The organism is Pseudomonas sp. Lz4W (genome assembly GCF_000346225.2).
GTDB classification, from domain to species: Bacteria; Pseudomonadota; Gammaproteobacteria; order Pseudomonadales; family Pseudomonadaceae; genus Aquipseudomonas; species Aquipseudomonas paraversuta.
In genome coordinates, this window is the sequence record NZ_CP017432.1 from 1,359,666 (window position 1) to 1,378,226 (window position 18,561).

At 55.1% G+C, this 18,561-nt stretch carries 20 protein-coding genes; 8 read left to right on the forward strand and 12 right to left on the reverse strand.

Annotated elements, in window-relative coordinates; translation table 11 throughout:
- Nucleotides 1–60: 60 nt before the first annotated feature.
- From B195_RS06575 to B195_RS06590, 4 genes are all read right to left on the reverse strand, one after another.
- Complete coding sequence (locus B195_RS06575; RefSeq protein ID WP_003446538.1) at nt 61–522, reverse strand: hypothetical protein; 462 nt, start codon at nt 520–522, stop codon at nt 61–63.
- On the reverse strand, nt 519–1,781 hold the full coding sequence (locus B195_RS06580; RefSeq protein ID WP_003446539.1) for a hypothetical protein: 1,263 nt from the start codon (nt 1,779–1,781) through the stop codon (nt 519–521). Before B195_RS06580 ends, B195_RS06575 begins: the two co-directional genes overlap by 4 nt.
- 285 nt (nt 1,782–2,066) lie before the next feature.
- A complete protein-coding gene (locus B195_RS06585) occupies nt 2,067–3,620 on the reverse strand; it encodes a DUF6538 domain-containing protein (RefSeq protein WP_003446540.1) in 1,554 nt (517 codons plus the stop codon).
- A gap of 387 nt (nt 3,621–4,007) precedes the next feature.
- Nucleotides 4,008–4,718, reverse strand: coding sequence for a CatB-related O-acetyltransferase (locus B195_RS06590; RefSeq protein WP_158525117.1), 711 nt, complete (start codon nt 4,716–4,718; stop codon nt 4,008–4,010).
- A gap of 296 nt (nt 4,719–5,014) precedes the next feature.
- On the opposite strand from B195_RS06590, the gene B195_RS06595 reads away from it, so the two are divergent.
- Nucleotides 5,015–5,533, forward strand: coding sequence for a DUF4142 domain-containing protein (locus tag B195_RS06595; RefSeq protein WP_003446544.1), 519 nt, complete (start codon nt 5,015–5,017; stop codon nt 5,531–5,533).
- A gap of 140 nt (nt 5,534–5,673) precedes the next feature.
- Here B195_RS06595 and B195_RS06600 read toward each other — a convergent pair whose 3' ends face one another.
- The 4 genes from B195_RS06600 to B195_RS06615 all read right to left on the reverse strand — a co-directional run bounded on the left by B195_RS06600 (nt 5,674) and on the right by B195_RS06615 (nt 8,303).
- Nucleotides 5,674–5,985, reverse strand: coding sequence for a hypothetical protein (locus B195_RS06600; protein ID WP_003446546.1), 312 nt, complete (start codon nt 5,983–5,985; stop codon nt 5,674–5,676).
- Nucleotides 5,986–6,101: 116 nt separating this feature from the next.
- Nucleotides 6,102–6,398 carry a DUF6388 family protein gene (locus B195_RS06605; protein ID WP_003446549.1) on the reverse strand — a complete coding sequence of 99 codons (297 nt, stop codon included), beginning with the start codon at nt 6,396–6,398 and terminating at the stop codon, nt 6,102–6,104.
- A 104-nt stretch (nt 6,399–6,502) separates the two neighbouring features.
- Entirely contained in the window at nt 6,503–7,705 is a 1,203-nt protein-coding gene (locus B195_RS06610; RefSeq protein ID WP_003446551.1) for an MFS transporter, read from the reverse strand.
- Nucleotides 7,706–7,982: 277 nt separating this feature from the next.
- Complete coding sequence (locus tag B195_RS06615; RefSeq protein ID WP_003446552.1) at nt 7,983–8,303, reverse strand: YqjD family protein; 321 nt, start codon at nt 8,301–8,303, stop codon at nt 7,983–7,985.
- 178 nt (nt 8,304–8,481) lie between these two features.
- Here B195_RS06615 and B195_RS06620 point away from each other — a divergent pair, with 178 nt between their 5' ends.
- On the forward strand, nt 8,482–8,733 hold the full coding sequence (locus B195_RS06620) for a hypothetical protein (protein ID WP_003446553.1): 252 nt from the start codon (nt 8,482–8,484) through the stop codon (nt 8,731–8,733).
- A 105-nt stretch (nt 8,734–8,838) separates the two neighbouring features.
- Here B195_RS06620 and B195_RS06625 read toward each other — a convergent pair whose 3' ends face one another.
- The gene (locus B195_RS06625; RefSeq protein WP_003446554.1) at nt 8,839–9,321 is read right to left on the reverse strand and encodes a hypothetical protein; all 483 of its coding nucleotides are present in this window, start codon (nt 9,319–9,321) and stop codon (nt 8,839–8,841) included.
- Nucleotides 9,322–9,457: 136 nt separating this feature from the next.
- Between B195_RS06625 and earP the strand changes: the two genes are divergently transcribed.
- The 3 genes from earP to B195_RS06640 all read left to right on the forward strand — a co-directional run bounded on the left by earP (nt 9,458) and on the right by B195_RS06640 (nt 12,100).
- Nucleotides 9,458–10,591, forward strand: a complete 1,134-nt coding sequence (gene earP, locus B195_RS06630; RefSeq protein ID WP_003446555.1) for an elongation factor P maturation arginine rhamnosyltransferase EarP — start codon at nt 9,458–9,460, stop codon at nt 10,589–10,591.
- Between the two features lie 49 nt (nt 10,592–10,640).
- Entirely contained in the window at nt 10,641–11,213 is a 573-nt protein-coding gene (locus tag B195_RS06635) for an elongation factor P (RefSeq protein WP_003446557.1), read from the forward strand.
- Nucleotides 11,214–11,347: 134 nt separating this feature from the next.
- Nucleotides 11,348–12,100: a sulfite exporter TauE/SafE family protein gene (locus B195_RS06640; RefSeq protein WP_003446559.1), complete on the forward strand. Its 753-nt coding sequence runs from the start codon at nt 11,348–11,350 to the stop codon at nt 12,098–12,100.
- On the opposite strand, the gene B195_RS06645 is transcribed toward B195_RS06640, so the two are convergent.
- Nucleotides 12,090–12,947 carry a LysR substrate-binding domain-containing protein gene (locus B195_RS06645; RefSeq protein WP_003446564.1) on the reverse strand — a complete coding sequence of 286 codons (858 nt, stop codon included), beginning with the start codon at nt 12,945–12,947 and terminating at the stop codon, nt 12,090–12,092. The genes B195_RS06640 and B195_RS06645 overlap by 11 nt on opposite strands.
- Before the next feature lie 96 nt (nt 12,948–13,043).
- Here B195_RS06645 and B195_RS06650 point away from each other — a divergent pair, with 96 nt between their 5' ends.
- Nucleotides 13,044–13,265, forward strand: coding sequence for a DUF1127 domain-containing protein (locus B195_RS06650; protein ID WP_003446567.1), 222 nt, complete (start codon nt 13,044–13,046; stop codon nt 13,263–13,265).
- Nucleotides 13,266–13,341: 76 nt separating this feature from the next.
- Here B195_RS06650 and B195_RS06655 read toward each other — a convergent pair whose 3' ends face one another.
- Entirely contained in the window at nt 13,342–14,688 is a 1,347-nt protein-coding gene (locus B195_RS06655; RefSeq protein WP_003446569.1) for a class II 3-deoxy-7-phosphoheptulonate synthase, read from the reverse strand.
- Nucleotides 14,689–14,848: 160 nt separating this feature from the next.
- Here B195_RS06655 and B195_RS06660 point away from each other — a divergent pair, with 160 nt between their 5' ends.
- Nucleotides 14,849–15,604, forward strand: coding sequence for a spermidine synthase (locus B195_RS06660; protein ID WP_003446571.1), 756 nt, complete (start codon nt 14,849–14,851; stop codon nt 15,602–15,604).
- Nucleotides 15,605–15,974: 370 nt separating this feature from the next.
- Complete coding sequence (locus B195_RS06665) at nt 15,975–17,648, forward strand: DEAD/DEAH box helicase (protein ID WP_003446572.1); 1,674 nt, start codon at nt 15,975–15,977, stop codon at nt 17,646–17,648.
- Between the two features lie 115 nt (nt 17,649–17,763).
- On the opposite strand, the gene B195_RS06670 is transcribed toward B195_RS06665, so the two are convergent.
- Nucleotides 17,764–18,531 (reverse strand): class III extradiol ring-cleavage dioxygenase, encoded by a 768-nt coding sequence (locus B195_RS06670; protein ID WP_003446573.1) that lies wholly within the window; start codon nt 18,529–18,531, stop codon nt 17,764–17,766.
- Nucleotides 18,532–18,561 lie beyond the last annotated feature (30 nt).

The window sequence follows — 18,561 nt, forward strand, 5'->3', positions numbered from 1 at the left end:
TGTGATGTGAGGATTCAATATTGTATTGTTATTTAAATAAGCCACCTTCCGGTTGTCTATTCATGGCTTGATGATTCTGCGTCTGACTTCCTTCGCCTCGGGCAGGTCAGGAAAAGTATCATTATACTTGTCTAAAATTTCCAACTGTTGGTCTACTTCTGATTCTGCTTTTCTAGTATAAGATTTATTTGCTGTCCTATCGTTCTCTCTAACCCGTTCAAACGCTTGTCTCGCCTGCTCTAAAAATTTATCCTGAATATCTTGGCGTCTTGCGGAGAAAACCTCATCTATCCAACTAATTATGCCATCTAGTAAGTTGGACAGATTTGTCTTGTATAGTTTTAACTCTGCTCGTGATGATACTATCTCTGCCTGAATCTTATCGTGTTCGACGGCTCTGCTTGCAATGGTCAGCTGATATGAGTCAGCGCTACGGCGGTATAAGGCTGCTTGTTCGTGTTCATCCGCTGTGGCTTCCTCTGCAATCCTCTGGCGCTCTATTGCGTCCTCTGCCTTGGTCATCTGCGCTTTAACGTATCGTTTAGCCAGCTGGGTGTATGCTTGTGCTTTATGGGCGTTTTGTTCTGCCCCTGCGCCGCACTCAACTGTGCAAACTCGGCTTTTCTATCCGCCTCGTCCCGTTTGTCCTTGGCAAGCGTATAGAGATTAAAGGCACGTTCTGATTTTGGCTTTTTAGCTTCTCCATTGATGTAGCGGAGCGTGTTCATGTGGCCTTCGGTCTTTTCGTGTTTCTTGGCAAAATAGGGCGTATTTTTTAGTAGCCTGTTGTTTGTATAGGCGTAAAACATATCCTGTAAATACCCGAACAATAATTGAGACTCCAAAAAATCAGGTGTTTCACCGATTAGTTCTGTTACAGGGCGATGCTTTTTCAGGTAGGAATTAATTTTATTGATCTGCGTTTTACGCAGGTCATAACGCCCGGTTTTACTGTTCTTTGTTGAAATGAATAAGTGCGGATGGTCGCTATGGTCTTTTAGGTCAACGTCTTCATCACCATGCAAAACAATGAAGTGAATAGGGTATTCAGGAAACACCTGCTGGTAAAAACCTTTGATTAGGTCAATTCGATCTTCTGCGCTAACCCCTGAAACTTCATTTTTAGATGGGAATTTGAAAAACGCTTCTTGGATGACTGCTTGGTTTTTTCTTATGAGAGGCTTTGGACCATTTTCAATCTCGTTATGACACTCAAGAAATTTTCGTGCTGTATTGAGTTTCTGGTTTTTTCGTTGTATGTCGAACAAAGCAAGGTCAGATAAAAGCTGTTTAATATCGGCAATGCCTTTGACGTTGAGTATGTTTTGAAAAGCGAGGATACTTCCATCATCAGTTTCTTTTTTGCTTGCGTTTTTAACTTTGTTTTTTAGTTTTGTACGTTCTTCTAGTAGTTCAGCTCTGTTGTTCTTAACGACAGTTGGCGCTTCTGCCTCATCGATAATTTTTGCAAGTAGTGCTTCTCTCTGTTCTTTCGGGTAATCGTCAAGCCTAGTTGTGTCAGTTCCAAGAAGCCAGATTAGGTTAAGATGAGATTGCTCATCGAACCATTCCAGTTTTTTTGGCTGACTTGCTGGTATGCGAAGTGAGTGACGCAGACTCTTGAATAACTGACGGCGACCACCCTGTCCATTTGTTGATTTTTTCTTAATCTCATTTGTATAGTTCAATGTCTTGAATATCATTGACGTTATTTTTTTACCATTCATTTTGTCCTCATGTTGATTGTTATATTGGAGCAGAGCGCTTTTTGCTTCTGCCATTCCGGCAAGGAACCCGTGCTTACTACCACAAGCGAAGCGTCTTTGCGTAAGCAAAGTGTGGTGGTAAGCCCAACGGGTTAATAATCTCACACACAATGATAGAGTAGCATTTATGGATCAATGCTTTTGCTTTTAAGCTGGACTTGTCCAGCTTGCCCATACTTGTATGGGGCTCTATTTTTGGCTGGACTTGTTCAGCCTGCTTGTAATGCTTTGAGGCGAAGCCCTAAAAGGTGCCTAATCTTGATTGGGTGCGTTTTAGGGCTGGACATTCAGATTTGAGGATTAGGGTAAATTGAATTTTAATCGCTCGAGTGCTTTTTGTTTTTGCTTGAGACTGGGACCTTCGGAGTAAATATCGAAAGTAATGGTGCCTGTCTCATGCCCTACAATTGAAGCAATGGTGATGCCCTCAACTCCGGCTCTTTGGAGTTGAGTAATCACAGTTTTTCTTATACTATGAAATACATAATTCTTCTCATAGCCTAACTCTAATTTAAAGCGCCCAAAAGCCTTGGAGTAGAGGTCGGACAGAATGCCATATTTATTTTTACTTTTACTTGGTATAAGCATTCCGTTAGTGGATTCCTTTTTTAACCTGTCGATTGTTGGAAGAAGACAGGTGTGGATTGGTATTTTTCTGATGCCTGCTGGGCTTTTAGCATCTTCAATGGAGAAGCATAAAATGTTATATTCTTTGATGATGCTTTTTTCTATGATTAATTGGCAAATCTCTTCTATTCGACAGCCTGTATAGGCTGCGATGCATATCAAGTCTTTTAGGTGTTTGTTTTTATGCTCTAACGCTCCGATATAGAGTTTTGAAATGTCTTCCGGGCTGAATGCTTTGCGGCTATCGTCTCGTTTGCCCTTTTTATTGATAGGGAATTCATGGTTGAGGAAGGGGCAAGGTGTGTTTTTATAAGTCTCTTTGAATTTCGAGTCGTATTTGTTGGCCCATTTCCAAAAGGCATTACCAGCGAATAAATATTGCTTTTTGGTCAGCGGATGGGTGGCTTTTAGGCTATCCATGTATTTTGCTACTGAATCGAATTCAAGTTCTAGGCGGTATTCTTCAAGGTAGTCTCTCAAACGTTTAAGTCGAGATATTTGCATGTCCACGCTTTTTGGTATTACCCCACGAGTAACCTTCTGATGGCTTTCAAAGGTTTCCAATCGACCATTAGTTATAGGCGTTTTTGGTCTGTACAAGGTAGGATCTTTCAGTAGCGCAATTGCTTCTTCATGACCATTCTTGCTTATAATCTGTTTTGTGGTCAGTTGATGATATGCAAAATTCCTATGGAAGTCGGTTAGCTCGGAATAGCATTGGATTTTTTGTTCAAGTGTTAAGGAGAGGGTATTAGGCTCTGAATTGTAGATGGCTGACCATTTGTTATGCCACTGGTCAAGGATGTTTTCCATATCCTCCATTTGAGTTCTGTCAAACAGCCCTTTTTTCTGACGTGAGGCAAGAAAATTTATCATTTGCTCATAAAAAGCTGTAATTCCTTTCTGGCTGACCTTTTCCAAAAAGTCAGCTTCGTTCAGCGCCAATCCTGTAACCCCATCTCGGAATTTTTCTGTTATGGAAAGCGAGCGTCGCCAAGTCTTTTCCTTCCAGTCCTCTCCGTTGCCAGCAATTTTGGACCTTGCTTCGTCTATCTGGTCCTGCCAAGTGAAAAGGACAGGAACTTTTTTCCGCTGGGCCTCGGTCTTGTTTCCGGTTTTAAGCGATGCTGTGAACTCTCGTCTATTGAGGATGTGTCGAACGTCAGACGGGATGACCATTCGTGCGTGCCAAGTGCCGCCACGGAGAACAAGATTGTCGCTTGCCATTAGGGATGGTTTTCCAGAATGTTCCAGCCGATGAGACTACCCTTTTTTTCGCCATTTTGTAGCAGTATTTTGTAGCAAAATGGTGGTTGATAGCCTGTAACCCCCGTGTTTATTGGCTTTAATGTTGCTCTGTGGAAAGTCTCTCCTTCACCGCCACATTAAGTAAACACAAATCCCTGATTTTCCTAGAGAAAGTCGGGGGGTTGTGGTTTCTTGCGTCTGCAAAAAGGCGATATGGAAACGAGATGGAAAGGGTAGGGGGGGTTCTGTTTTTTGCGGCTGCGTGAGCACCGTCACCGGCAAGGGGGTCTACAAAGCCCGGGATATGGCCCGGGCCGAGGTCTAGGGTAGACGGGTAGTCCAAAAAACTTGACGCCGTGTCCGGAGTTAGTTGGCCACTACACAGCAACCTCTGCGCGTTACCTGAATCTCTTGATATCGAGCCGGCTTTTCTTTACGCAGCTCCTCCAGCATTGGCAGGGCTGCAGTGGGGTCATTCAACGGCAAGTCTCGCAGAGAGTCGATCTCACAATCCCACCACTTGCTATTCAGCAATTGCGAAATCATTTCTGGTGTATGCCTGTATTTGACTACTTTCGCAGGTAAACCTGCGACTACTGCATAGGGCGGGACATCATGAGCAACCACTGACCGGGTGGCAATTATCGCTCCGGTGCCAACTGTTACGCCTTCCATGATCATCGCACTGTGACCAATCCAGACATCATGGCCAATGGTCACGTCGGATATTTCAGGATCGTAGGTCAATCCTGTGTTGGTGTACTGGAAAGGATGAGAGCTGAGCCAGGTGGAAGGATGCCCGCCCTTTTCTTGCCCGATGACACACCCCGTTCCGATAGAGCAGAACCGGCCGATTGAGGAAACCGCGGTAAGGACACAATCACTTCGGATATAGGTGTGGGCGCCGATCTTCAGGTTTTTAGGCTCAATGATCATATGCCCCAGAGATACGCCTTCCTCCAGACGCAAGGTGCTTCTTTTGTGCAGTGAATGCAGACCGCCAGAAACTTTGCATTTGTGCTTGCGAATCCAGTTCTTCCAATATCGGTTTCTGATGTAATTAATAATTATTTTCATGGCAGTGATCGCTGGCTTCTAATGCAGGACGTGTCTCACTGTGCATTTGTTTCAATGTGTTACGCAATGGAGGTAGTGATTTTTTGTCCCCGTCACGGGGCATTCAACCTCTAGGTCGGTGAAGGTATCGAATATCTGGGCAGTGTCATTGATGGGTGGCAAAAGGGGGCGTAGTTGATCCTGCGCGATGCCAGTAGTGCCCGTCGGTCAGAAAAAAAGCCTTTATCTAAACCTTTGTGGTCATGGGCCTTCAGATTCAGTGCAGGGAATAAACCTGCCTTTTTCTGGAGGACGTTATGAAACACCTGATTGGCCCTAAACGCTTCGTCGCAGGCTGTGCCCTTGCATGTGCCCTGGTGGTGGCGGGTACCGCTGTAGCAGCCAGTCCGGCCAACTTCGTGGATGAGGCATCTGCGGCCGGGATAGCCGAGATTGAAACCAGCCGTATGGCGATTGGCAAAACGTCTTCAACGGATATAGAGAGCTACGCCGTGGAGATGATCAAGGACCATACGGATGCCAACCGGGACTTGAAAGAACTCGCGCAAAAGCACGATCTGCAAGTCTCGACCGACGAGCAAATCCTGGGTAAGGCCAAGAAGCTGATGCTGCAAATACAGGAAGGCGACTCATTTGATGCCGCCTATGCCGCCAATCAGGTCAAGGCCCATGAAGAGGCCATTGAGTTGTTCGAGCAGCAGATCAAGAACCCTGACTCTCCCGAATTGAAGGCTTTCGCCGAAAAATACCTGCCCAAACTCGAGATGCACCTGGTGATGGCCAAGAAGCTGGTGGACGCCCATCACAAATCTTGAGCCGCACTCCCTGAATCTTGCAAAACCCTGTGGGAGTCTGGCTTTGCAGCGATGCGGGCAACAGGTTTTGCCTGAGCCCGCGGGGTAAACCCGTCGCGGGAAAGCCAGCTCCTACAAGACCTGCTGCTGGCAATGGAGGTTCAGGGTTTTGGTGTGGTTGGCGGCGCAACCGGGTCACTGCCAATCGGGCCATTGCCATCAGTATTCATCCCGCCCTGACGTCCGGGGTCATCGCCCTGCACCCGTGGGTCAACTGATGGATGGTTAGGCACGTCGGCGTCGTTATGGATCTTGGAGTCGAGATTGATGGTGGGCTTGACGTCCTGGCCTGAGGGCGGCTCGGTCGGTTGTATCGGCACGGTCGGGCCAGTGGAGGAGTCGGCCAGGCTGGTGGCGGATACCACACAGAGTGCTGCGGCCAGCGACAGGATTTTGATCGATGAGCTAATCATGGTTGCGTCTCCAGACAGTTGGGAGTCGTACCTGATATTGGTGTGCTGGCGCGGGGGATTAGTGCGATGCAAGCGACGAGCGGTGACGGGTTGACCCTGCACCGCTGGCGAGGCTCTCAGACTGCGATGTCATTCAAGCCGCAGTATTCTTCCCAGCTCATCTCCAGGGCTTCGGCCACTTCTTGATGGACTTCAAGGCGCATGGCTTCGAGCTCCTGCGGCGAGCGGGCGATCAGTTGCAGTGCCAGCTCCCAGGCTTCAATACCCAGATCGTCGGCGGCGCTCTCGAATGCCCAGAGAATTTGTTGCTGTCGATCTTCAGCGCTGAGTTCTTTCATCTCCTCGAGCAGCTCGGGGTGCGCTTTGATGAAAGTGTCCAGGGCCAGTTCGTTACGGGATTCTTTAGGGATCATGCGGCGTCTCGAAGCAGTAAGACGGCCCGCGTGGGCGGACCGTTTTCAGGTGGGATACGCATCCTAGCGAGTTCGCCCGGTGATGAAAAGTGCCGCAACCACCCTTAGGCGACGGGCTGCAGCCTGCTTTCCTGCTGCAAGGCATAGCCCCATACCGCCAGTGCCAGAGTTGCCACCGCCGCGCCGACGATCACAATGCCGTTCCAGCCATAGACCGGATAGGTCTGCGCGCCTACCAGAGAGCCCAGTGCGCCACCAATGAAATAGCAGGTGATGTAGCCGGCGTTGAGGCGATTGCGGGCGGCCGGGCGGACTTTAAACACCGCATTCTGGTTGCTGACGTGCACCAGTTGCACGGCAAAATCGAGCACCAGTACACCAATCAGCAGTGCAAGCAATGAGTGGCCGGCAAACGCCATGGGCAACCAGCACGCCAGCAGGGCCAGCAAGCCGACGGTGGTGGCCAGCTGGCCTTTGCCGCGATCGGCCATGCGCCCGGCCCAGTTGGCGGCCACCGCCCCGACAGCGCCTGCCAGGCCGAACAGGCCAATGATCGCGTCCGAGTAGCTGTAGGGCGGCACGGCCAGCAAAAAGGCCAGCGGAGTCCAGAACAGGGCGAACAGCGAGAAGGTCAACAGGCCCAGGATCGAGCGCAGGCGCAGCACCGGTTCTTCGACAAACAGCTTGAACACCGACCCCAGCAGTTTCGGGTAGCTCAGGCCTGCGCTCTGGTGATGGTTGGGCAGCGCGCAAAACAGGGCGATGGCGCTGACTGTCATCAAGGCTGCAGCCACCAGATAAATGGTCCGCCAGTCACCCGCCGAAGACAGCGCCCCCGCTACGGTTCGGGCCAGCAATATCCCCAGCAGCAGGCCGCTCATCAAAGTACCCACTACACGGCCCCGGCTCTGCGGGTCTGTCAGGCTGGCGGCCATTGGCACCAGCACCTGGGCGGAAACCGAAAACAGGCCGGTCATCGCCGTGCCGACCAGAAGCCAGGGCAGCGAAGGTGCGAATGCACTCAATAAAAGGCCCAGGGCGCTGAGCACGGTCATGCTGACGATCAGCCGGCGTTGTTCGAACAGGTCGCCCAGCGGCACCAGCAACAACAGGCCGGCACCGTAGCTAAGTTGCGCGGTGATCACCACGGTGCCGGCGCTGCTCATGCTCAAGCCCAGTTGCTGGGCGATGGTGTGCAGCAAGGGCTGGGCGTAATAGTTACTGGCGACAGCCAGGCCGGTGGCGGTTGCCATCAACAGGATCAGGGCAGTGCTTAAGGGTTTGGTAGCAGCAGAAGAAGCGGACATTGACTGTCTCGTTGGCATGGGAAGACGATCAAGTATCGGGACTGCCTGTCATGGATGTCACTGAATATGTCCAGGATTTTGATTTTTAAACGACAAGGCACCTCTGTGAGGCAATGCTGTTCACTTCAAAAGCTGCTCTCTCAACTGCAGAAGCGAGCTTGCCTCGCGATGGTCTCGAAAGCGCCGTGCTTAACCGCTAAACACGCATTCCCGTTAACAATCATCGCGAGACAAGCTCGCTCCTGCACAGACAGGCGCCCCCTGAGGGGCTTGGTAGTTAGTTGCGACGGCCCAGCAGCAGGCCGACCACCAGCCCGAAGCCGGCCGAGATGGCCACGGTCTGCCACGGATGGCCGCCAATGTAATTTTCGGTGGCATCGACCACAGGTTTGGTGCGTTCACGCACGTTGCTCACCGAGTCGAGCGCCTGCTTGAGCTTGAGACCTACCTGGGCACGCAGGGTTTCGCCCTCCTCGCCGAGCAGGGACGCACTGTCCTTGAGCAGCTTTTCAGATTCGGTAATCAACAGTTGCAGCTCACTGAATGCCTGATCCTTGATTTGATCTTCAGCGGCTTGTACGGCGTTTTTTCGAGCCATTGCGGTACTCCTTGCAGGTGAAAAGAGAGATGAATAATGGAGTCAACCCAATGCTAAAAAGTTGCATCTGTTTTGGGGCCGATTGTGTGTCCGAGGTGAGAGCGTAGTCAAAAACCGGAGTAAGGCACTGCTTTGGAGGGTGTAAGATGTCGTCTAATTTACGCCGCAGGAAATTCCCATGAGCTTCAACCTCGCCAACAAACCCCTCGCTGAGCGTGCTGCGCTTGAAGATGAAAAGTCCCGTCTGTATGACCTTTGGCAGAGCAATCTGGGCAAGGCCAAAGGGGATGCGGCGCGTTTGTTCGGCGAGCGCGCCAAGCGCAAGGGCAAATGGGCTGAGTGGGTGCGTTCGGAGCTGGACGCGATGTCCCCGCCGGAATACGCCAACATGGTGCGCAGCGAAGTCAATCGCCTGATGGCCGCCAAGTAACGCCCGGCCGGGCTTTTGATCTTGATCTGCCGGCACCGCCACCCGGCCTCCCGTGACGGGCACCCGCGTCTCTGCGGATATCGAGTGGCAACAGTGCGGCGCTGCCTACTCGACCTCGCAGACAGTAAAGCCCTGGCTGACGCCGGCTATGTTGATGAGCACCTCATCCTCCGGCTGCTTGCCCAGTAACGCCGCGCCCAGCGGCGAGCGCGGGGTGATGACGGTAACGGTTTGCCCGTCCTGGACAAGCTTGAGCCCCGCGGCATCCGGAGCGAGAAATAGCCATTGCCCGCTGCCGTTCCCGGCCTCCAGATTGACCAGCGCCCCCACTTCAATCCCTTGTGCGGGATTGAATGGCGCGAGCACCATCGCCTGGCAGTTTTTCAACGCCTGGCGGATTTCTTCAACCCGGCGCGCCTGGCCTGTCGCCAGATAGGACGCTTCAAGCCCCAGGGTGTCGTACTTGTTCTCGGCGATATTCTCCGCGTGGGTGGCGGCTTCATAGGCGGTTTGCGCTGCCCGCTGGAGCACATCAAGATCGATTTCGAGCTTTTCCAGCATCAACAGGTACACAGCGTTCTTGTTCATAAGGGGCGGTTTTTCACGGGGGTCATGACGGCAATCGGCGATTGTCGCACGAGTACCCGGCAGATTAATCCGCCTTAAGCCTTCTGTACGCGTCGAATAATGCGGACAATCAGCCCTTTGAATGTTGGAGCCCGGAATGAAAGCCTCCTGGGATATTTTTTGCAGTGTGGTCGATAACTACGGCGACATTGGGGTGACTTGGCGTCTGGCCCGGCAATTGGTGGCCGAACATCAGCAGTCGGTGCGGCTGTGGGTCGATGATCTGTCGGCATTCGTGCCGCTGTGCCCCGAGGCCGACGCCACGGCGGCGCAACAGATGCAGCAGGGGGTCGAGGTGCTTCAGTGGCCCGCGCAATGGCAGTCGGTGGACGTCGCCGATGTGGTGGTGGAGGCCTTTGCCTGCAAGCTGCCTGAAGACTATTTGCAGGCCATGAAAGCGCGGAAAAAGCCGGCGTTGTGGATCAATCTGGAGTATTTGAGCGCGGAAGACTGGGTCAGCGGCTGTCACGGTTTACCCTCCCTGCGCCCGGATGGCTTGAAACGGATGTTCTTTTTCCCCGGGTTTGGTGAAGGTACCGGTGGTCTGTTGCGTGAGGCCGATTTGCTCGCCCGCCGGCGCGCCTTTGAGCAGGACCCCCAGGCCAGACGGGCATTTTTGCAAGGGCTGGGGGTGTTTCCTGAAAGTAGCGCGCGGCTGGTTTCTTTGTTCGCCTATGAAAATGCCGGGCTGGCCAGTTGGCTGGACGCCATGGCCGCGGGCAGTGTGCCGACCCACCTGCTGGTGCCCCAGGGGCGAATCATGGGGGATTTGCTGCGCTGGCTCGAGGTCAATGAGCTGGCACCGGGCAGGGTCGAGCAGCGGGGAGCACTGAAAGTCCAGAGCTTGCCGTTCGTACGCCAGCAGGATTACGACCACCTGTTATGGAGTTGTGATTTCAATGCGGTGCGCGGTGAAGACTCGTTCGTCCGCGCGCAATGGGCCGGGCGGCCGCTGCTTTGGCATATCTATGAACAGGAAGAAGACGCGCACTGGGTCAAGCTCAATGCCTTTCTGGACCTGTATGTAAAAGATCTTTCTGCGCCCGCCGCTCAAGCCTTTACCGGCTTGTGGCACGCCTGGAATGCCGGTTCAGACATGGCGCAAAGCTGGAATTTGCTGCTTGAACACTGGCCCGAGATCACTGCGCACGCTGAACGATGGTGTCTGCAACAGTCATTGCAAGCAGATCTTGCGCAAGCGCTAGTACTGTTTTATAGAAATTGGATATGATACGCGGCCTAGATTTTTGTAAATCTCATTCCAAATTCGGATACTCGCAATGAAAACTGGTAAAGAGCTTAAACCCGGTACAGTCATCAAGCTCGAAAACGACCCTTGGTTGGTTCAGAAAGCTGAATTCACCAAGTCCGGTCGTAACAGCGCAATCATGAAGACCAAGCTGAAAAACCTGCTGACCGGCTACAAGACTGAAATCGTATACAGCGCTGACGACAAGCTCGAAGACGTGATCCTGGATCGCAAAGAAGCGACCCTGTCCTTCATCAGCGGCGACACCTACACGTTCATGGACACCACTGACTACACCATGTACGAGCTGAACGCTGAAGACATCGAAGCCGTTCTGCCGTTCATCGAAGAAGGCATGACCGACGTTTGCGAAGCGATCTTCTTCGAAGAGCGTCTGGTTTCCGTAGAGCTGCCGACCACTATCGTGCGTCAGGTTGACTACACCGAAGGTTCCGCTCGCGGCGACACTTCGGGCAAGGTGATGAAGCCTGCCAAACTGAAAAACGGTACCGAACTGAGCGTTGCAGATTTCGTTGAAATCGGCGACTGGATCGAGATCGACACCCGTGACGGTGGCTCCTACAAGGGCCGCGCCAAGGTTTAAACCTGGCGTCAACCGTACGATGATAAAGCCCGGCCCCATGGCCGGGTTTTTTTTGGCCGGTCAAAAGCCCCGGTTTAGAGCTTTGCCGCGTGCAGGGGACTGGTTAGCATGGGCGCTTCTGAAGAGGGACCATAATGCTGACCGATTTTGCAATGTATACAGCCCTGGGTATTGCTCTGGGGGCGATGGGCGGGTTGTTCGGAATTGGCGGCGGCCTGATCGCAATTCCGGTTCTGGGCTTGTGGTTCGGCCTGGATCAGCAGATCGCGCAAGGCACCGCTTTGGTCATGTCGGTGCCCAATGTGTTTCTCGCGCTGTACCGCTATCACCAGCGCAATAAAATCGATCTGCGCCAGGCGTTGCCGTTGGTGTTGATGAGTTTTTGCTTCGCCTGGCTGGGCGCCATGCTCGCCGTTGGAGTGGATGCGCGGGTTATTCGCTGGGGGTTTATCGCCTTCTTGCTGGCAATTACCCTCTACAACCTGATCAAGCTGTATCGCTTGCCTGTAAAGCCGGTTGCCCGCTCAGGCCGTGGCTGGCCCTGGTTCGGAGTGCTGGGTGCGGTGGCGGGCACTACCGGGGGCTTGTTTGGGGTTGGCGGCGCAGTGGTGGCTGCGCCGGTTCTGACCAGCGTCTTTGGCACATCGCAAGTGGTGGCCCAGGGCTTGTCGCTGGCCCTGGCAGCGCCAAGTACCGCCGTTACGCTGTTGACCTACGCGGTGCATGACGAGGTCAACTGGATCATGGGTCTGCCGATGGCTGTGGGCGGGCTGTTGAGTATCAGCTGGGGAGTCAGGCTGGCTCACGCTCTGCCGGAACGCATGCTGCGCGGTTTGTACTGCGCCTTTTTGCTGCTGTGCGCGGGGCTGCTGGCTATTAAAGCTTAAAGCCTTCGACGATGTATTCGGCAAAGCACTCGATGATGGGCGAGGTCACGCTGTTGGGTTTGCGCAACAGCACAATGCTGGCTGAGGGCAATAGCGGCAGGTTTTCGGCCTCGCCAATAATCCGCAGATCGGGGGTCAGCAGGCTTTGCAACTGGGCGGTCACCGCCAGTCCGGTACTGACCACCGCGTTGATCGCTGCCAGGCTGGCGCTGGTATAGGCCACCCGGTATTCACGCTGCATGATATCCAGCGCATTGCAGGCCCAGGTCCGGCAGAAGCAGTCGGTATTGAACATTGCCAGTGGCAGCGGCGTTTGCTCGTGGGGCGAGAAGCCCTGGGCCACCATCCATACGAAGCGCTCCTGCCGCAGGATCTGGCCCACTTCGGTGCCGGGTTCGCGGGTCACGATAGTCAGGTCCAGATCATTGCGTTGCAGCAGTTGCACTGAGGGTTCGCAATGCACCTCGACGTTGATCAGCGGGTAATCCTGGGCAAAGCGAGACAGCACGCCGGGCAGAAAGCGCATGACGTAATCATCGGGTGAACCGATTTTGACCGTGCCCACCATATGCGGCTGACGCAGGGTATTGAATACCTCGCTGTGCAGTTTAAGGATGCGCCGTGCATAGCCGAGCAGTACATGGCCTTCGGGAGTGAGGCTGACATTGCGCCCGTCGCGCTGGAACAACGCGCATTTGAGCACGTCGTCTTCGAGCCGTTTCATCTGCATGCTGACCGCCGACTGCGTGCGATTGACCACTTCGGCGGCGCGAGTAAAACCGCCGTGATCGGCAATGGCGGCAAAGGTGCGCAACAGGTCGGTATCGATACTGGGGAATTCGGCCATTGATCAATCTCGCAGATGTATCGCATAAGAAACATTCGTTGGATTGATCTTAAGCTCGGGCAGAAACTTGAGCCATCCCTACGGAGGTCTCAAGTGATGAAAGGTCAAAAAGGTTTTGTCTGGATCGCCCGGCCAGTCAGTCAGAAGTCCTGGGCGCAAACGGTGATGGCTGTGATTGCCCGCTGGTACCAGCTGTCGCGCCAAAGGGCGCATCTGCGGCGGATCAGTGATGCGACGCTTAAAGATCTGGGGCTGAGCCGGGCGGATATAGAATCCGAAAGTCATCGGGCTTTTTGGGATGACCCGTTCAACAAATAAGCTTGCCGGTACAGGTGCAGAGCCCCTGTGGGAGCTGGCAAGCCGGCTCCCGCAGTTCGCGCACAAGTCAGGCGGTTCAGCGTTTGACCTGTTTCAGCGTCTCGGCAATCAGGAACGCCAGTTCCAGCGACTGGTCGGCGTTCATGCGCGGGTCGCAGTGGGTGTGGTAGCGGTCCGACAAACCGTCTTCGGTGATGGGCTTGGCTCCGCCAATGCACTCGGTGACGTTTTGCCCGGTCATCTCGATATGAATCCCGCCGGCATAGCTGCCTTCGGCCTCATGGACCTGGAAGAACTGCTTCACTTCGCCAAGAATCTGCGCAAAGTCGCGGGTCTTGTAGCCGCTGCTGGCCTTGATGGTGTTGGCGTGCATCGGGTCGCAACTCCACAGCACTTTCTTGCCTTCGCCTTCAACCGCACGGATCAGCTGCGGCAGGTGGTCGCCAACCTTGTTGGCGCCCATGCGCACGATCAGGTTGAGGCGGCCCGGGTCGTTGTCGGGGTTGAGGATGTCGATCAGGCGCAGCAGTTCTTCGGTATTCATGCTCGGGCCGACCTTGACCCCGATCGGGTTGTTGACCCCGCGCAGGAACTCGACGTGGGCACCGTCGAGCTGGCGCGTGCGGTCGCCGATCCACAGCATGTGCGCCGAGCAGTCGTAGTAATCGTTGGTCAGGCTGTCGCGCCGCACGAAGGCTTCTTCGTAGTTCAGCAACAGTGCTTCGTGGGCCGTAAAGAAGCTGGTTTCGCGCAGTTGCGGCGAACTGTCCATGCCGCAGGCGCGCATAAAGGCCAGGGTTTCGTCGATGCGGTTGGCCAACTGGCTGTATTTCTCCGCCAGTGCCGAGTTGGCGATGAAGTCCAGGTTCCACTTGTGGACCTGATGCAGATCGGCAAACCCGCCCTGGGCAAAGGCGCGCAGCAGGTTCAGGGTGGCCGTGGACTGGTGGTAGGACTGCAGCAGGCGCTCCGGGTCGGGTACGCGGCTTTTTTCATCGAAGCCGATGCCGTTGACGATGTCGCCGCGATAGGCCGGCAGGGTCACGCCATTGATCGTTTCATCGTTGGCCGAGCGCGGTTTGGCGAATTGCCCTGCCATGCGCCCGACCTTGACCACCGGGCAGCCAGCAGCGAAGGTCATGACGATGGCCATCTGCAGCAGCACTTTGAAGGTGTCGCGAATCTTGGCCGCCGAAAACTCGGCAAAGCTTTCTGCGCAATCGCCACCCTGTAACAGGAACGCCCGACCTTCAGTGACCTCGGCAAACTGGCGGCGCAGTTCACGGGCTTCACCGGCAAACACCAGTGGCGGATAACTCGCCAGGCTTTGCTCCACGCGCAGCAGGTGAGCGGCGTCAGGGTAGCGGGGTTGTTGCTGGATCGGCAGGGCGCGCCAGCTGTCAGGGCTCCAGGGTTGGCTCATTGCAGACTCTAGTATTGGAAGGGGATGGCCCATGTTAGCAGCAATTAGTGCGTGACCTGTTGCGCCGCAATGGCCGACAATCGGCGCTTTCTGCTCGGCGCCGAGTGGTTGTTTTTTAGAGCGATGCCCGGGTTGTGCCGGGACGCGGCAAGGAGAGGAAATGTCTGAGGAGCGCGTTGAGCGTCTGCTCGCTGAAGTTCATGATGACTTCGGCATGATTCGGGTACTGGAGGTAGCCGACTACCGCTTCCTCGAGTTTGGCGATGCGATCGAGCAAAGCTGTGTTTTTACCGCTGACCCCAGCTGGCTGGAATACGACTACACCCGCGCCATGCTGATCGGCGCGCTGTGTCATGAGGCGCCTGAAAGCGCGCTGTTTCTGGGGCTTGGCGCCGGAACCCTGACCCAGGCCTGTCTCAAGTTTTTGCCCCTTGAAGATGTTGAAGCCATCGAGCTACGACCGGATGTACCGCGCCTGGCCATTGAATACCTGGGGCTGGACGATGACCCGCGGCTGTATATCCGCATCGGAGATGCCCTGGAGCTGCTGGACAGCGCGGAGCCTGCGGACCTGGTTTTCGTCGACCTCTACAACGATCTGGGGCCGGCTACCGGTCACCTGGCCTGGAAGTTTCTTGAAGACTGTCAGAAAAAACTGTCCGCCAATGGCTGGCTGGTGATCAATCAATGGGCGACCGATGACGGCAAGCCACTGGGGGCCGCCTTGCTGCGCGGTTTGTATCACCGCCATTATTGGGAGCTGCCGGTGAAGGAGGGCAACGTCATCCTGCTGGTGCCGTCCGATCTGGATCAGACTCTGGATATCGAGGCGCTCACCGCCCGGGCCCAGGCCCTGGCTCCGCGTCTGGGCTACTCGCTGGACTCGCTGATCAAGGCGATTCGCCCGGCCACCTGAGGCCCGGCGATGAAACGTTTTAGCGTTTGCCCCAGAAGGGGCAGGCGCCAGGGGATTTCACAAAGGCGAAAATATTGCCAAAGCCCGGTATGCAGAGGCATACAGACGAGTTGGTCTTAAAAAAACACTTCTTTTTTTTGATAAATCCGGTATAGTGCGCGCCGGCCTTTAGCCGGGCCACGTTTAGGTGTCGCATTTCCCGAAGCACGCTTCGGCTGCTCGTCCGTTTCGCGGACAACCCTGAACGCTCCATTCATTTAACGTTTTCGCAAATCCCCGCCGACAAAGCAGCCAGGGCGACTCTTGAGTCTTACACGGCATGCGCAGCTTTGGAGCATGGGTCTTTGCGGATGCACTTAGAGGCAGACCCATGACCCAGGAAACCGGCGGCTTCGCCGCTTTTAATCTTAATCCGAACATTCTTGCAGCTGTCATTGCGACTGGCTACGAAGAACCTTCGGCTATTCAGCAGCAATCGATCCCGATCATTATGGCCGGTCACGACATGATTGGTCAGGCGCAAACCGGTACGGGTAAAACCGCCGCGTTCGCCCTGCCGATCCTGCATCGCATCGATCCTGCTAAGCGCGAGCCGCAAGCCCTGATCCTGGCGCCAACCCGTGAGTTGGCGCTGCAAGTAGCAACCGCTTTCGAAACTTATGCCAAGCAAATGCCTGGCGTTACCGTTGTGGCCGTTTACGGCGGCGCCCCTATGGGTCCACAACTGAAAGCAATCCGTAATGGCGCACAGATTGTTGTCGCCACTCCGGGCCGTCTGTGCGACCACTTGCGTCGTGACGAAAAAGTATTGGCAACCGTGAACCATCTGGTTCTCGACGAAGCTGACGAAATGCTCAAGCTGGGCTTCATGGATGACCTTGAAGCGATCTTCAAGGCTTTGCCTGCTACCCGTCAGACCGTATTGTTCTCGGCTACCCTGCCGCAGTCGATCCGTGCCATTGCCGAACGCCATCTGCGCGATCCGCAACACGTAAAAATCCAGACCAAGACTCAGACCGTTACCGCGATCGAACAGGCTCACCTGTTGGTTCACGCTGACCAGAAGACCTCGGCTGTATTGAGCCTGCTGGAAGTCGAAGATTTCGACGCCCTGATCATGTTCGTACGTACCAAGCAAGCGACCCTGGATCTGGCAAGTGCCCTGGAAGCCAAAGGCTATAAAGCTGCTGCGCTGAACGGTGACATTGCTCAGAACCAACGTGAGCGCGTTATCGAATCCCTCAAGGATGGCCGTCTGGACATCGTTGTAGCGACCGACGTAGCGGCTCGTGGTCTTGATGTTCCACGTATCACTCACGTGTTCAACGTTGACATGCCTTACGATCCAGAGTCCTACGTTCACCGTATCGGCCGTACTGGCCGTGCAGGTCGCGAAGGTCGCGCGCTGTTGCTGGTAACTCCGCGTGAGCGCCGCATGCTGCAAGTGATCGAGCGTGTAACCGGTCAAAAGGTTGCTGAAGTCCGCCTGCCGGATGCTCAAGCTGTTCTCGATGCCCGCATCAAGAAGTTGACCAACAGCCTGACGCCACTGGTTGCTGACGCTGAATCGACCCACGGTGATCTGCTGGATCGCCTGATTGCCGATATCGGTTGCAGCCCGCGTGCTCTGGCCGCTGCCCTGTTGCGCAAAGCTACCAACGGTCAGGCTCTGACTTTGGCTGCGATCGAGCGCGACCGTCCACTGGTGCCGAACAGCGCACCGCGTGAGCGTTCGTCCGAGCGTACTGGCGACCGTCCGGATCGTGGTGATCGTGAGCGTCGTGCTCCGGTTCCATTGGCCGAAGGTCGTGCCCGTTGCCGTACTGCGCTGGGTGCGCGTGACGGTATCGCTGCCAAGAACCTGCTGGGCGCTATCCTCAACGAGGGTGGTCTGGCACGTGAAGCAATCGGTCGCATCCAGGTGCGTGACAGCTTCAGCCTGGTAGAACTGCCGGAAGTTGGTCTGGAAAGCTTGCTGGCCAAGCTCAAAGACACCCGCGTTGCCGGCAAGCAGCTCAAGCTGCGTCGCTACCGCGAAGATTAATCACTGCCTGGCTGTGATTGATCGCTAAAAAAATCCCCGACTGGTTCGGGGATTTTTTTTGCCTGCAAATTGAGGCGCGGGCGACATAAAACTCTATGGGCGGGTGTGCGTGGCCTCACCCGAACCGGTAAATATCCATCCCCAGTGCGCCCAGCGTCCAGCCCTGGTGGGCAATGCTGAAGGAGCCGCCTGCGCCGCGGGCGAAGTACAGCGGCAGAAGATGTTCGTCACTGGGATGATTTTTGGCGGCAAAAGGCGCCAGTTGCCGGTACTGGTGCAGGGCCGGTTGGTCATCGGCGGCAAGTTTTTCGATCATCCAGTCGCGAAAGGATTTGGCCCAGGGCTTTATGCTTTCCGGGCCCGCGTGCCAGTCCAGCTCGCGCAGGTTGTGGGTGATGCTGCCCGAGCCAATGATCAGGATGCCTTCGCTGCGCAAGGTTGCCAGTGCGCGGCCGATTTCAGTCAGGCCCCCAGGCCCGGGCTGACCGGGCAATGAAATCTGAACCACGGGAATATCGGCCTGCGGGTACATCAACGACAGCGGCACCCAGGCGCCATGGTCAAAGGGCCGCTGGGCGTCCAGCCGGGCAGGCAGGCCGTGCCCGGCGAGCAGTTCAACAATGCGTGCGGCCAGGGCGGGGTCGCCGGGGGCCGGGTATTGCACGGCATACAGTTCAGGCGGGAAACCACCGAAGTCATGCCATGTTTCGGGCGCAGGGTGGCTGGCTACCCTCAGGTCGCTGGTTTCCCAGTGTGCAGACACCAGAACAATGGCTTTGGGGCGGGGGAGTCCGGCTGCCAGACGTTTGAGTGCCGGGCCACTGGCACCAGGCTCGAGTGCCAGCATGGGAGAGCCGTGGGAGATAAACAGGCTGGGCAGCATGGCAGGGGTCCTCAGGGTTAAGATGAACCA

Excerpts from the sequence above, each read along its gene's own strand:
- B195_RS06635 (WP_003446557.1), top strand. The coding sequence starts at position 10,641 with ATGAAAACTGGTAAAGAGCTTAAACCCGGTACAGTCATCAAGCTCGAA.
- B195_RS06655 (WP_003446569.1), bottom strand. The coding sequence starts at position 14,688 with ATGAGCCAACCCTGGAGCCCTGACAGCTGGCGCGCCCTGCCGATCCAG.
- B195_RS06645 (WP_003446564.1), bottom strand. The coding sequence starts at position 12,947 with ATGGCCGAATTCCCCAGTATCGATACCGACCTGTTGCGCACCTTTGCC.
- B195_RS06665 (WP_003446572.1), top strand. The coding sequence starts at position 15,975 with ATGACCCAGGAAACCGGCGGCTTCGCCGCTTTTAATCTTAATCCGAAC.
- B195_RS06615 (WP_003446552.1), bottom strand. The coding sequence starts at position 8,303 with ATGGCTCGAAAAAACGCCGTACAAGCCGCTGAAGATCAAATCAAGGAT.
- B195_RS06585 (WP_003446540.1), bottom strand. The coding sequence starts at position 3,620 with ATGGCAAGCGACAATCTTGTTCTCCGTGGCGGCACTTGGCACGCACGA.
- B195_RS06670 (WP_003446573.1), bottom strand. The coding sequence starts at position 18,531 with ATGCTGCCCAGCCTGTTTATCTCCCACGGCTCTCCCATGCTGGCACTC.
- B195_RS06600 (WP_003446546.1), bottom strand. The coding sequence starts at position 5,985 with ATGATTAGCTCATCGATCAAAATCCTGTCGCTGGCCGCAGCACTCTGT.
- B195_RS06595 (WP_003446544.1), top strand. The coding sequence starts at position 5,015 with ATGAAACACCTGATTGGCCCTAAACGCTTCGTCGCAGGCTGTGCCCTT.
- B195_RS06625 (WP_003446554.1), bottom strand. The coding sequence starts at position 9,321 with ATGAACAAGAACGCTGTGTACCTGTTGATGCTGGAAAAGCTCGAAATC.
- earP (WP_003446555.1), top strand. The coding sequence starts at position 9,458 with ATGAAAGCCTCCTGGGATATTTTTTGCAGTGTGGTCGATAACTACGGC.
- B195_RS06610 (WP_003446551.1), bottom strand. The coding sequence starts at position 7,705 with ATGTCCGCTTCTTCTGCTGCTACCAAACCCTTAAGCACTGCCCTGATC.
- B195_RS06580 (WP_003446539.1), bottom strand. The coding sequence starts at position 1,781 with ATGGCAGAAGCAAAAAGCGCTCTGCTCCAATATAACAATCAACATGAG.
- B195_RS06650 (WP_003446567.1), top strand. The coding sequence starts at position 13,044 with ATGAAAGGTCAAAAAGGTTTTGTCTGGATCGCCCGGCCAGTCAGTCAG.
- B195_RS06575 (WP_003446538.1), bottom strand. The coding sequence starts at position 522 with ATGACCAAGGCAGAGGACGCAATAGAGCGCCAGAGGATTGCAGAGGAA.
- B195_RS06620 (WP_003446553.1), top strand. The coding sequence starts at position 8,482 with ATGAGCTTCAACCTCGCCAACAAACCCCTCGCTGAGCGTGCTGCGCTT.
- B195_RS06640 (WP_003446559.1), top strand. The coding sequence starts at position 11,348 with ATGCTGACCGATTTTGCAATGTATACAGCCCTGGGTATTGCTCTGGGG.
- B195_RS06590 (WP_158525117.1), bottom strand. The coding sequence starts at position 4,718 with ATGAAAATAATTATTAATTACATCAGAAACCGATATTGGAAGAACTGG.
- B195_RS06660 (WP_003446571.1), top strand. The coding sequence starts at position 14,849 with ATGTCTGAGGAGCGCGTTGAGCGTCTGCTCGCTGAAGTTCATGATGAC.
- B195_RS06605 (WP_003446549.1), bottom strand. The coding sequence starts at position 6,398 with ATGATCCCTAAAGAATCCCGTAACGAACTGGCCCTGGACACTTTCATC.